12 protein-coding genes are annotated in these 11,859 nt (G+C 64.2%); 4 read left to right on the plus strand and 8 right to left on the minus strand.

The features are described 5' to 3' along the window. Positions 1–11: 11 nt before the first annotated feature. Complete coding sequence (locus ABDZ98_RS03475) at positions 12–1,313, minus strand: DUF4350 domain-containing protein (RefSeq protein ID WP_160592007.1); 1,302 nt, start codon at positions 1,311–1,313, stop codon at positions 12–14. Further along, positions 1,310–1,975, minus strand: a complete 666-nt coding sequence (locus ABDZ98_RS03480; protein WP_343805730.1) for a hypothetical protein — start codon at positions 1,973–1,975, stop codon at positions 1,310–1,312. Before ABDZ98_RS03480 ends, ABDZ98_RS03475 begins: the two co-directional genes overlap by 4 nt. Before the next feature lie 125 nt (positions 1,976–2,100). Between ABDZ98_RS03480 and ABDZ98_RS03485 the strand changes: the two genes are divergently transcribed. After that, positions 2,101–3,687 (plus strand): tryptophan halogenase family protein, encoded by a 1,587-nt coding sequence (locus ABDZ98_RS03485; protein WP_160592009.1) that lies wholly within the window; start codon positions 2,101–2,103, stop codon positions 3,685–3,687. A 27-nt stretch (positions 3,688–3,714) separates the two neighbouring features. Here ABDZ98_RS03485 and ABDZ98_RS03490 read toward each other — a convergent pair whose 3' ends face one another. Continuing rightward, positions 3,715–4,608 (minus strand): prephenate dehydratase, encoded by an 894-nt coding sequence (locus tag ABDZ98_RS03490; protein WP_160592011.1) that lies wholly within the window; start codon positions 4,606–4,608, stop codon positions 3,715–3,717. Between the two features lie 118 nt (positions 4,609–4,726). Between ABDZ98_RS03490 and ABDZ98_RS03495 the strand changes: the two genes are divergently transcribed. Next, entirely contained in the window at positions 4,727–5,371 is a 645-nt protein-coding gene (locus ABDZ98_RS03495; RefSeq protein WP_160592013.1) for a c-type cytochrome, read from the plus strand. 61 nt (positions 5,372–5,432) lie between these two features. Here ABDZ98_RS03495 and ABDZ98_RS03500 read toward each other — a convergent pair whose 3' ends face one another. From ABDZ98_RS03500 to ABDZ98_RS03510, 3 genes are all read right to left on the minus strand, one after another. Continuing rightward, a complete protein-coding gene (locus tag ABDZ98_RS03500; protein WP_160592015.1) occupies positions 5,433–6,113 on the minus strand; it encodes an RlmE family RNA methyltransferase in 681 nt (226 codons plus the stop codon). 2 nt (positions 6,114–6,115) lie between these two features. After that, positions 6,116–7,399, minus strand: coding sequence for a Ppx/GppA phosphatase family protein (locus tag ABDZ98_RS03505; RefSeq protein ID WP_160592086.1), 1,284 nt, complete (start codon positions 7,397–7,399; stop codon positions 6,116–6,118). A gap of 103 nt (positions 7,400–7,502) precedes the next feature. Then, the gene (locus ABDZ98_RS03510; RefSeq protein WP_237437519.1) at positions 7,503–8,321 is read right to left on the minus strand and encodes a sterol desaturase family protein; all 819 of its coding nucleotides are present in this window, start codon (positions 8,319–8,321) and stop codon (positions 7,503–7,505) included. A 41-nt stretch (positions 8,322–8,362) separates the two neighbouring features. Between ABDZ98_RS03510 and ABDZ98_RS03515 the strand changes: the two genes are divergently transcribed. Further along, entirely contained in the window at positions 8,363–8,950 is a 588-nt protein-coding gene (locus tag ABDZ98_RS03515; protein WP_237437520.1) for a TIGR04282 family arsenosugar biosynthesis glycosyltransferase, read from the plus strand. Beyond that, the gene (locus tag ABDZ98_RS03520; protein WP_160592017.1) at positions 8,950–9,672 is read left to right on the plus strand and encodes a glycosyltransferase; all 723 of its coding nucleotides are present in this window, start codon (positions 8,950–8,952) and stop codon (positions 9,670–9,672) included. Before ABDZ98_RS03515 ends, ABDZ98_RS03520 begins: the two co-directional genes overlap by 1 nt. Here ABDZ98_RS03520 and ABDZ98_RS03525 read toward each other — a convergent pair. Both ABDZ98_RS03525 and ABDZ98_RS03530 read right to left on the minus strand, forming a co-directional pair. After that, complete coding sequence (locus ABDZ98_RS03525; RefSeq protein WP_160592019.1) at positions 9,623–10,717, minus strand: SDR family oxidoreductase; 1,095 nt, start codon at positions 10,715–10,717, stop codon at positions 9,623–9,625. The two genes, ABDZ98_RS03520 and ABDZ98_RS03525, sit on opposite strands and share 50 nt — an antisense overlap. Further along, on the minus strand, positions 10,711–11,775 hold the full coding sequence (locus ABDZ98_RS03530; RefSeq protein ID WP_160592021.1) for a methyltransferase domain-containing protein: 1,065 nt from the start codon (positions 11,773–11,775) through the stop codon (positions 10,711–10,713). Before ABDZ98_RS03530 ends, ABDZ98_RS03525 begins: the two co-directional genes overlap by 7 nt. Between the last annotated feature and the right edge of the window lie 84 nt (positions 11,776–11,859).

Here is an 11,859-nt window from a genome sequence, read left to right on the forward strand (position 1 = left end):
CAGTTTCCCTTTCATCGGATCATTCTGTTTTCGATTGCCGTGAGCGCGGCGGCGGCGCGCAGGATTTCTGCCTGCCCGTGGGCATTGCGCAAGGCTTCGGCGGTTTCGGAAAAGTGCGGTGCACCCTCGTCACGCGCTGCCAGCGCCCGGTCTATGGCGGCGGCGCGCAAGGCGGGGTCGCGCTCGCGAATCTGGAATGCGGCGGCGATGCGCGCGGCGATCATATCGGCATAGGGCGCGCCCAGCAGGTGCCAGCGGCGGGTCCGTTCGATCAGCGCGGCGCTGTTGCGCGCCAGCTGCCGTTTGCCGCGCGCAATGGCGGGTGCGGGCGCGTTGGGCGGTCCGAACCGGCGAAAACCGCGCCAGCCGATCACCAGCGCTGCCAGCAACAGGCACAAGGTGGCCGCCAGGAATGGCGGGCGGAAGGCCAGCGTGAGCAGGTTCATGCTGCTGCCAAGCCCGGGAATGGTCATGTCGAAAATGATCGGCAGATCGACACCGTCCATGCTCGCTTCCACCAGCAACACCGCCTGCTGCGCGCGGGCCATGTCGGCAAGGCCATAATTGTTGAGCAGGTCCGGTTCGATCACCACCACCAGCGGCCAGATGGCATCGTCCTGCTGCTTTTCATCCTCGCGAGAGAATTCCACCCCCGAATCAGCGGCCAGATCAGGGAAATAGCCGTTCTGGTTCCAGTATCCCGCCAGCAGATCGCCCTCAGCGTCCGTAACGATGGGGAACAGGATGGGGCTGGGCTGGCGGGTGATCGCCTGCACGTGATCACCCTCTGGCAATGCGCCTTCCAGCCCCAGGCCGGACCAGCCCTGCGTTGTGCCGATCTCCAGCTCCACCCCCTCAAACGCGGGCATCTGGGCCAGCCATTCGGGCGTCATGGCACCGCCCAGGATTACCCAGCCATCTTCGGCCTCGATCCCGGCATTGCCGGGCACCGGGAAGACGGACCACTTGGGCAGGATCAGCAGCGTCGGCCCCTGATCCTTGCGATCATTGATCAGGTCCTGCAATTGCCCGGCATCGGAATACATGCCGGGAGTGACCACCAGCAGCGCCCTTTCCTGCAGCCGTGAAGGCGTGCGCGACAGGCTGACATCGTGGCCGCGCCGCTCCAGCAGGTTCACCAGACCGGCATAGCCATTGAGCGAATTGGACGCGGCATGGGTACCGCCGTCGCGGTTCTCCTGTCCGGTCCAGCCCGCTCCCAGCGCATACAACAGCAGCAGGAAAGCCGCGCCGCCCAGCAACAACATGCCCGCCACCGTCGCCGGACGGAAAGGACCGCTGCGCGCGCTCATGACCCGGCTGCGCTTCCGGTCGCATTTTCAACGCTGCCATAGCCGAGCGCAAAATCGGCATAGGCAGTGCGCGCCACCTGCCAGTCTTCGGCGGAAAGGCTGCGCAGTGCGAACAGCGATCGCTCCACCCGCTCGGCAATGGTGGCAAATGCAGCGCGCGCTGCTTCGGGCAGGGCGGGCAGGGCGGCGATCTCCCGCGCGGTGCTGGATGGATCGACAAGGTCGGGCCTGACCTGCGCAATCTGGCCCACCGATCGCTGCAGCAGCAGGTGGGTGGCCTCATCAAACTGCCCGCTGGCGGCTAGTGCGTCGGCCTGTTCCAGCAGCGCCAGCGCCAGGTGCTGATCGGGTGCCCAGACGGTCTGTTCGTCCGCACTGCGGCTGCGCAGGCGAAGCCCTGCAGGATCGACAAGGCGATAGATGGCGAAGATCACCAGCGCGGCAATTGCGGCGATGATCACCCAGAACAGCACCGGCCAGGACCATGCCAGCACATTGGCAACGGGTGAAAACAGCCACGCCAGAAATTCAAACAGCGATGTCAGCCAGTCCGGCGGGGGCGCGGCTTCGGGCATATCCACCGGGGCGAACTGAATATCGCCATCGGCCCGCATCGCGCTCCAATCACGCGAAAAGTCGCTATCTCCCGCTGGTTTAGTCACGATTGCAGGGGTGGCATGGACTGGCGCCGGAAGCAACGCTTTGGCACTCGCCTTCACACGGCCATCCGCCACACAGACTTGCGACCAGATTGCGCCATCGTCCGCAAAGCGCCACAATATCGGCCATGACGCAATTTTCTCCCGATGAATATCTGCCACAGGACCCGGTCGCGCAGCGCGTGCGCAAGGTGCTGGTGGTGGGCGGTGGCTCGTCCGGCTGGATGGCCGCAACCATGCTGGCTACGGCCCTTTCCAAGGATATCGAGGTCGAGCTGGTCGAAAGCGATGCCATCGGCATTGTCGGCGTGGGTGAGGCGACGATCCCGCCGATGCAATTGTTCAACCGCTTCGTGAAGCTGGATGAACGCGCCTTCCTGTCCGAGACGCAAGGCACGTTCAAACTGGGGATCGAGTTTCACAACTGGGGGCGCAAGGGCGACCAGTATCTGCACCAGTTCGGCGCTGTCGGGCGGGAGATGGATGCGCTGGTCAAGCTGCATCACTGGTGGTTGCTGGGCCGCAGCGCCCAAAGCGTGCGGGACGGCACCAATTATCCCGAATGGCAGGACCTGTTCGTGGCGCGAGCGGCGGCCCGCGCGGATCGTTTTGCGCCTTCAAAACCGCAGAAGGACAAACTCGCCAATCGCTATTCGCATGCCTATCACTTCGATGCGCATCTTTATGCCCGGCACTTGCGCAAAGTGGCCGAAAGCCGCGGCGTGCACCGCGTGGAAGGACGAATCACCGGGGCGGAGCGCGACGGTGAGAGCGGCTTTGTCAGCGCGGTGGTGCTGGAAGATGGTCGCCGGCTGGAGGCCGATTTCTTCATCGACTGTTCGGGCTTTCGCTCGCTGTTGCTGGGCAGCGAACTGGAAGAGCCGTGGGACGACTGGAGCCGATATATCCCCAGCGACCGCGCGCTGGCCGTGCCTACACGGCGGGCCGAAGGCGGGCTGAAACCCTATACGCAGGGCATTGCCCACAATGTGGGCTGGCAGTGGCGAATCCCGTTGCAGCACCGCACCGGCAATGGTCACGTGTTCGCCAGCGCGTTTTCAAGTGAGAGCGAGGCGGAGGAGCGCCTGCTGGCCACGCTGGATGCGCAGGCGCTGGATACGCCGCGGCTGATCAGCTTCAGCACCGGGCGGCGCAAGCGGGCGTGGGTGAAGAATGTCGTCGGCCTGGGGCTGTCGGCAGGATTCCTCGAACCGCTCGAATCGACCAGCATCCACTTCGTGCAGAGCGCGCTGGAACGGCTGGTGGATTATTTTCCCACCCGCGCCATGGACCCGGCGTTGCAGGATGCCTTCAACAGAAGGACGGAAGGTGAATGGCTGGGCGTGCGCGATTTCATCATCGCCCATTATCACCTGAGCGAGCGCGAGGATTCCGAGTTCTGGCGCTACACCCGCAACATGGAGATTCCCGACAGCCTGAAGAACACGCTGGCGGTGTGGCGCGCGCGCGGGATTCTGGATGTCGATGGCGGTCACCTGTTCCAGCTGGGCAGCTGGAGCTCAATGCTGATCGGGCAGCGCTGCATGCCCGGCGGCGTGCATGCGCTGGCCGACCGGGCCGATCCCGAATTCGCGGCGGCAGAGATGCGCAAGATCGCCGCTGAATGCCGCGCGGCTGCATCGCTGCTGCCCACGCATGCCGATTTCATCGCCAATTACTGTCCGGCAAGCCCACCTGAAGTCGTCAGGGCCTGAAATGATCCGAACCTGATCAGAACCTGATCAGCCGCGCACGCGGGCCTGCCGGTAAGTGCCCAGCATGCGCAACTCCTTGGTGTGGAACGCCAGTTCCTCCAGCGCGCGATCGATCGCCGGATCACCCGGTGCGCCCACGATATCGGTGAAGAACATGGTGGCGGCAAAGCTGGCGCCGTTCTGGTAGCTTTCCAGCTTGGTCATGTTCACGCCATTGGTGGCGAAGCAGCCCAGCGCCTTGTACAGCGCCGCAGGCACGTTGTTCACCTCGAAGATGAAGGTGGTTATCGCCGGCTCGCCCGCCAGCGTGGCAGGGTCCAGCGGCTGTGATGCCAGCACCACAAAGCGCGTGGTGTTGTCCTCTGTGTCCTCAACCCGTTCATCGACGATATCCAGACCATATAGGTCTGCGGCGATGGCAGGGGCGATCGCAGCCATGCGCGGGTCGCCCAGTTCCTTCACATGGGCCGCCGCACCTGCCGTATCGATATAACTGAGCGGCACCATGCCCCGGTCCGCCAGATACTTGCGCGACTGGTTCAGGGCGTGGGGATGGCTGAAGGCGGCTTCGAACGGCCCCTTGCCCACCGCCATCAGCGCATGGTGGATGGGCATGAAATATTCGCCGACTATCGAAAGTCCGCTTTCCGGCAACAAGAAGTGAATATCGGCCACGCGGCCCGCTTGCGAATTTTCGATGGGAATCATCGCGCAGCCTGCGCGGCCTTCCTTCACCGCGTCCAGCGCATCGGCAAAGCTGAAACAGGGCAGCGGCAGGCAATCGGGCGCGTATTCCATTGCCGCACGGTGAGAATTTGCTCCCGGCGCGCCTTGGAAAGCGATTGCGCGCTGCGGATCAGCTGCCGCGGCAGCATGCATTTTTTCGACCAGGGCGAGGGCTGGGGCGGGGAAAGAGTCCATGGCGCAGAGCGGTTAAAGACACATATCGGGGCGAACAAGCCACTATCGACACTTGCGCCTGCGGCGCTGCACCACTAGAGCGCAGCCCAAATGAGCTAAACGTGGCAGATGAAACCCGATGACTGACCGTCTCAATACCATTTTCGGCTGGCTTCTCTTTGCTGGCGTCGTTGCCCTTATCCTTCGCTTCGTGACTGGCCTTGCCATGCCCGAGGAAGAACGGCCGGAGCAACTGGGCTATGTGATCGAAGGCGTGGAAGCCGCCGGCGGCGCCGATGCCGGTCCCTCGCTGGCGACTTTGCTGGCCAGTGCCGATGTTGCGGCGGGTGAAAGCACCTTTGCCAAATGCAGCGCCTGCCACACGATTGCGCAGGGCGGTGCCGATGGCATCGGCCCGAACCTGTGGGGCGTCCTGGGCAAGCCGGTCGGCCAGCATGCAGCCGGTTTCGATTATTCCAGCGCCCTGGCCGATCATGGCGGTGACTGGTCATACGAGAATATGGATCACTGGCTCGCCAGCCCGCGCGCCTTTGCCAATGGCACCAAGATGAGCTTTGCCGGACTTTCCAAGCCGGAAGAACGCGCCAATGTCATCGCATACCTGCTCGCCAATGGCGGCGGTCCGGCCCTGCCGGTGCCCGAAGTGGCCGAACCCGCAGCCGATGAAGCTGCGGTTGAAGGCGAAGCGGTAGATGGCGCGGCTGTTGAAGGTGAAGCTGCTGCCGGTGAAGAAGCTGCGGCAGCGGCAGACGCCGCAGCCTGATCGCTGACCGAATCGGAGGGGGTCGCTGATCAGCGCGCCCCCATTTCGGTCCGGCCTCTATTCAGTCCGGCTCCTGTCCGGCGCGACCCTTGAATCCCTGAGCGACCACATACCATTCGGATGAGCCCTTGCGGCTGGCAGGCGGCTTGGTGTGCTTGACCGTGCGGAAGTGCTTTTTCAGCAGGTCGAGCAGGTCCTTGTCGGTCCCGCCCGCCAGCACCTTGGCAACGAACGCGCCGTCCTTCTCCAGCGTTTCCGTGGCGAAATGGACAGCCGCCTCCACCAGACCCATCGTGCGCAAGTGGTCGGTCTGCTTGTGGCCAACCGTATTGGCGGCCATGTCTGACAGCACCAGATCGGGCGCACCGTCCAGCCCCGCTTCCAGCGCGGCAGGCGCCTTGTCGTCCATGAAATCCATTTGCAGGATGGTCACGCCTTCGATCTCGTCCGTTTCCAGCAGATCGATCCCGACAATGCTCGCCCCCGGCGCCTTGCGGCGCACGACCTGGGCCCAGCCGCCCGGGGCAATGCCCAGATCGACCACGCGCCTGACGCCTTTGAGCAGGTCGAATTTCTCATCCATGCCCAGCAGCTTGTAAGCCGCGCGGCTGCGATAGCCGTCGGCCTTGGCTTGCTTGACGTATGGATCGTTCAGCTGCCGCTCCAGCCAGCGCTGTGAGCTTGCGGTGCGTTTCTTGGCGGTCTTGAGCCGCCGGTCGCCATCTTTGCCGGACCGGGCCATTATTACATCCCTTCCTGCTTGATACGGCGCAGCGCAGCCTGAGCCTCGGCCCCTTCGGCATCGGCGGTCATCATCGAACGCAATATCCCTTCGCGAATGCCCCTGTCGGCCACGCCAAGGCGCGGCGCGGGCCAGATATCCAGTATTGCCTCCAGGATCGCGCAGCCTGCCACAACCAGATCGGCGCGTTCATTGCCGATGCAGTTGAGCTGGCGGCGATCATCGGGCGACATGGCTGACAGCTCGCTGGAGATGGAGCGCATGGCATTGGCGGGCACGATCAGCCCGTCCACCGCCTTGCGATCATATTGCGGCAGATCCAGATGCAGACTGGCCAGAGTGGTCACGGTGCCGCTGGTTCCCAGCAGCCGCAGATCAGGCGAACGATGGGCATCGATGCGCCGGGAAAACCGGGCAAAGCTCTCGCTCACCAGCCGCTTCATTTCCGCATAGCGGGCCAGGCGCGCTGCTTCGTCGCCCTCTTCCGGGCCGACGGTTTCGGACAGTGAGACCACGCCCCACGGCACGCTCTCCCAGTCGATGATATGCGGGATTGGCGCGCCCGATTCGATCAGCACCAGCTCGGTCGATCCGCCGCCGATATCGAAAATCACGGCCGGGCCGATGCCGTCTTCCAGCAGGATGTGGCAGCCCAGAACGGCCAGCCGCGCTTCTTCCTGCGCGCTGATGATATCGAGGTGAATGCCGGTCTCGCGGCGCACGCGTTCGATGAAATCCTCGCCATTCTCGGCCCGCCGACACGCTTCCGTGGCGACCGATCTGGCCAGATGGACATTGCGCTTCTTGAGCTTGTCCGAACAGATCTTGAGCGCGCCCACGGCCCGGTCCATCGCCTCTTGCGAAAGCAGGCCGGTCTGCGCCAATCCTTCACCCAGCCGCACCACGCGACTGAAGGCATCGATCACCACGAAGTTCTCATCTGAAGGCTTGGCAATCAGCAGGCGGCAATTGTTGGTGCCAAGATCAATTGCGGCATAGGCCTGGCGGTAATTGTGATGCGGCGGGCGGCGCCATGCGTTGCCATCGCGCGAAACGGTGGATTGCGTGTCACGGGCAATGGTCTGATCATTGGCGGGGCGAGCGGGCGCGGTGCGGCCTGTGTTGCCAGAGCTCTTATTGGCGCCATTTTTGGCCCCGTTGCTGCCATTACTCTTGCCGGTCTTCGAGCGCGCTTTCGCCGGTTTCACTTGGGAGCGATCAGATCGCCTGCCCCTTCGATCACCAGCCACCTTGTTGCGGCCGTCCGGCGGAGACATGTCCGCCATATTCGATAAACTCACTATTCAATCACCCGCCACATGAGCGGAACCTGAGGTGAAGTTAGCCTATGGGGGGCATGCGGGCAAGCTAAGGCGAGTTAGGGCGGTCTCAGCCTTCGCCGCGGTGGCCCGCAACACGCGCCGGGGCGAGCAGGGCGGGCAGCAGGTTCGTATCGCGATCGGCCAGCGGATCATCCACCCCGATCACGATATCGGCCTGCGCCACATCATCGCGAAACGTGCCGTGCAGATGGTCCCACACGGATATGCCGCTGCTCCAGTTGCTGTCCATTTCGGACAGGTCCTGGCTGTGATGAATGCCGTGCATGCGCGGCGTGGTGACGACGCGGGACAACGCCTTGTCCCAGCCTTTTGGCAGGCGAGTGTTCGAATGGTGGAACAACACCGAGAGCAGGAAGAAGCCCTGCCAGCGCTTCAGCTGCACGGGATCGACCCCGCTCACCCTCACCTGAACCAGCCGCCATGGCAGCGACACCAGCATGTCCGCGAAATGAAAGCGCACGGCGGTGGAGGCGTCCATGTCCGGATCGATGTGGTGCACGCGGTGAAAGCGCCACAGGAACGGTACTTTGTGCGTCGCCACGTGCCACAGGTAGAAGCCGTAATCCATGACCAGAAAGGCCGCTGCCTTGCCGATAAAACCGCCGCCCAGCGCGGCTTGCACACCGCGCCCGCGCTCTGCATTCCTGCGCGCGATGGCCTGCGTGGCCGGGGCCTCGCTCACCATGATCACCGCCTGGCAGGCTGCGCCCATGGCGATGTTGCGGGCAATGCGCGGCATTGCCTTGCGTGTCTGGCGGCGCAGCGGCCGGGCGCGCTCTGCCAGTGCGATCGTGCCCACCACCGCAACGGTGGCGGCCAGACCTGCAAGTTGGAGGAATCGCGATGACATGGTGCGTGCGATCATGGAGGTTCGCCAAAGCCGCGTCTACTCGCTAGGAGGCGCAGATGGCCGTGATGCAGCCCCCGACAATCGCGCTTTTCGCCAAATATCCCGCCGCCGGGGCCGCCAAGACGCGGCTGATCCCGGCGCTGGGCCCTGAAGGCGCGGCGCAGGTCCATCGCCTGCTGGTGGAGCGCACCATCGCCACCATCAGGCACAGCGGCCTGCCATTCGCCGTCTATTTCTCCGGTGCTCCCAGAGAGGACTTTGCCGCATGGCTGGGTGATGACGTGGCGCTGGTGGAACAGGGCGAGGGCGATCTGGGCGATCGGCTGACGCGCGTTGCGGCGCCCGCCATATTGCTGGGCGCCGATATTCCGGGCCTGACACCGCGCCATTTGCAGCAGGCGGCCAGCGCGCTCGATCGCAGCGATGCGGTTGTCGGTCCGGCGCAGGATGGCGGATATTACCTGCTCGGCTTTCGCCAGCGCCTGCCATTCCTGTTCACGGACATGGAGTGGGGGACAGCCAGCGTGCTCGACCACACGCTGGCGCGGCTCAAAGCGCAGAATATCGCCTTCACGCTGCTGGATATGCTGGCCGATTGCGATCGCCCGGCGGACCTTGCACATTATCCCAATCTGTTGCCGTGATGCGGACCAGCATAGTCATCCCCATGCTCAATGAGGAGAAGGCGCTTCCCCGGCTGGCGCAGGTGCTGGCCGCGCTCGACCCGGCGCCGCACGAGGTGCTGTGCGTCGATGGCGGCAGTGAGGACGCCAGCGTGCAACTGGTGCAGAGTTTCGGCTGGCGCGTGGTGCATTCACCGCGCGGACGTGGTGTGCAGATCAACAACGGGGTGGCGGCAGCAAGTGGTGAGGCGGTGGTGATCCTCCACGCCGATACCTGGCCGCCAACCGATGCCATCGCGGTAATCGCGCGCACGCTGGCCGATCCCAGGGTGGCGCTGGCCAGTTTCACCCCAATCATTCGCGGGCCGGACAAGACCCGCTGGGGCACCACCGCGCATAACTGGCTCAAGACCTGGTATGCGCCTCTGCTGTTTCGCCCGCGCCTGTTCCTGAAAGGCGCGCGGCTGTTGTTCGGCGATCACGCGATGTTTTTCCGCCGTGCCGATTTCCTCACCGTGGGCGGCTGCGATCCGGCGGCCAAGGTGATGGAGGAAGCCGATCTGTGCATCGCCATGACGCAGCTGGGCAAGGTCAGGCTGGTGCCGCGCGCCATCGAGACATCGGACCGGCGGATCGCCGAATGGGGCGCGCTGAAGGCCAACTGGATCTACCTCAAGATCGGCTTTCTGTGGGCTATCGGTGCGCGTGAGCGGCTGGAGCGGCACTATCCGGATGTGCGTTAGCCCGATGTGCGCTGGCCTGATTTATGCTGGCCACGACCGGGGGCGCTGACGGAAGATATCCCGCCGCAATCGCATGCTGGATCAGCCGGTCCATCCATGCGCGGTCGGTCGGCGCGCATGCCAGCCCGGTCAGTTCGCGGAACCTGCTGTCATCGAACACCGGGCCGCGCCGGAAATAGCTGCCGAAAGTCTCCAGCATCCGGCCCAGTACGCGCCGCTGCGCCGGGGGCAGGCGGGTGATATCGAAACTGGCCGGATCGACAATCTGCGGATCGGGGAAATGGGCGATCCGCGCCACGCCATGCGCCAGTTCGGCAGAGGGCGTTGGCCGGTCCCCCACCAGATGAAAAGTGCCACCGCGCGCCTGCTCCATCCGCTCTGCAATGCGCAATATACCCTCGGCCACATGGTCAATCGGCACCAGGTTGAGCGTGGATGAGGCGCTGGCGGGAAAGCTTGCGATCTTGCCGCGCGCCATCAGCCGGAAGACATTGCACAGCGATGGAAAGTCCCGGATCGCGCCGGATGCGCTGTCACCCAGCGTGATCGAGGGGCGGGCGATGGCGAAGGGCACGCCGCTATCGCGCACGACCTGTTCGCCGCGCGCCTTGCTGGCCTCATATCCATTGGCGAACGCTGTTCCCGGCGGCACCGGGCCTTCCTCTATAACCCCGTCGCGCAGGCCGCAGACATAGGCGGTGCTGACATGCAGCAGGGCCGCATCGCAGGCGTGCGCGAAGTCTGCCGCCTGGCGCGTGCCTTCCACGTTGGTGCGCTGCAATTCCTCCTCCGGCGCATCGAATTCCAGCGATGCGGCGCAGTGGATCACCAGATCGATGTCATGCCGCGCGGGATCGAGGCCCAGCATCGGCGCGGTGATATCGCCTGCCACGACGTGTACGCCCGGCACCAGTGCGCCGTCATTGCCGCGCACATGCCTGTTGCGGCGGACCAGCGCCGTCACCGCGTGGCCGCGCGTACGGGCCCGCGCGCAGACCTCTCCGCCGATCAGTCCGGCGGCCCCGGTGACGAGTATCTTCAGCAACAGGGGGCCGACTGGTTTTTCGGGTCGCTCTTCTGCGGATTGGCGTCACTCTGGCCAAATGGCACCGCCGTGCCGCAGCCGGGAAACACGCCGTAATGCGTGCTGAAATCGCCGATGAAGTCAAAATGCGGGGCGAAGCGCGTTTCCGCCAGCATCAGCCAGCTGTTGCCGCACACGGGAAAGACGCGCCCCTTCTCGATCGCGTGATGGGCATCGAGGTGGAACATCTTCTCCTGCCCCCGGACCGTACCCCTGTAGCGCACGGCCTGGCCGTAGTCCTCGCATTGCGGCTCCAGCCCGGCCAGCTTGAACAGGCGGTATGTGGCGGACACGAAGCTTATCCCTTCCAGCTTGGCGGAAACTTCCGCGTCATTGATGCCCAGCGGACGATCGGTGACGAGGCGCGGATCGGCAAAGCCGGCCTGCTTGGCCAGCATGTCGAAATCGCCCCAGTACAGCGCGCCAGACAGGCACTCGCCGTGCAGCACCGGATCATCCAGCAGGTGCGCGGGCACGCGCCTGTCAGCATAAACGTCTGAGAAGTACAGCTCCCCGCCGGGTTTCAGCAGGCGGTGCGCGGCGCGGAAAACCGCCAGCTTGTCCGCCACAAGGTTGATCACGCAATTGGAGACGATGACGTCGAAGCTGGCAGGCTCCAGCCCCAGTTCGTCCAGCTTTTCGATATCGCCTTCCACGAAGCGCACATTGTCAAAGCCGAACCGCTCAGCATGCCATGCGCGGTGCGCTTCGGCGACGTCGAGCTGTTCGCGCGTGGCGTCGACCCCGGTGACCGAGCCATTCGTGCCCACCATCTGTGCCAGCAGATAGGCGTCCTGCCCCGACCCCGATCCCAGATCGAGCACATGGGCACCCTCAATCGCTTGCGGCACCACCAGCCCGCAGCCATAATAGCGCGCCTTCACCTCCGGGTGGACATTGGCCAGCGCGGCCAGAATATCGGGGGCGGGCGCTTCCGCCGTGCAGCAGGCATCGGTGCGCAGATCGGCACTGCTTTCCAGCACCTTGCCATAATAGTCGCGTGAATTTTCCAGATTCATGAAACCTGATTTCCTTTTGCGGCGAATGTTCGGGCAATAGACAGAATTCCTATCGCTTGGCAGCCGTATTTGGTTACTCTGGCG

This window comes from Alteraurantiacibacter aestuarii (assembly GCF_039523595.1).
Classification (GTDB): Bacteria; Pseudomonadota; Alphaproteobacteria; order Sphingomonadales; family Sphingomonadaceae; genus Alteraurantiacibacter; species Alteraurantiacibacter aestuarii.

Bases quoted from the DNA above. Each gene is read 5' to 3' on its own strand.
- ABDZ98_RS03475 (WP_160592007.1), bottom strand. From the start codon at position 1,313: ATGAGCGCGCGCAGCGGTCCTTTCCGTCCGGCGACGGTGGCGGGCATG.
- ABDZ98_RS03485 (WP_160592009.1), top strand. From the start codon at position 2,101: ATGACGCAATTTTCTCCCGATGAATATCTGCCACAGGACCCGGTCGCG.
- ABDZ98_RS03490 (WP_160592011.1), bottom strand. From the start codon at position 4,608: ATGGACTCTTTCCCCGCCCCAGCCCTCGCCCTGGTCGAAAAAATGCAT.
- ABDZ98_RS03495 (WP_160592013.1), top strand. From the start codon at position 4,727: ATGACTGACCGTCTCAATACCATTTTCGGCTGGCTTCTCTTTGCTGGC.
- ABDZ98_RS03500 (WP_160592015.1), bottom strand. From the start codon at position 6,113: ATGGCCCGGTCCGGCAAAGATGGCGACCGGCGGCTCAAGACCGCCAAG.
- ABDZ98_RS03505 (WP_160592086.1), bottom strand. From the start codon at position 7,399: ATGGCGGACATGTCTCCGCCGGACGGCCGCAACAAGGTGGCTGGTGAT.
- ABDZ98_RS03510 (WP_237437519.1), bottom strand. From the start codon at position 8,321: ATGATCGCACGCACCATGTCATCGCGATTCCTCCAACTTGCAGGTCTG.
- ABDZ98_RS03515 (WP_237437520.1), top strand. From the start codon at position 8,363: ATGGCCGTGATGCAGCCCCCGACAATCGCGCTTTTCGCCAAATATCCC.
- ABDZ98_RS03520 (WP_160592017.1), top strand. From the start codon at position 8,950: ATGCGGACCAGCATAGTCATCCCCATGCTCAATGAGGAGAAGGCGCTT.
- ABDZ98_RS03530 (WP_160592021.1), bottom strand. From the start codon at position 11,775: ATGAATCTGGAAAATTCACGCGACTATTATGGCAAGGTGCTGGAAAGC.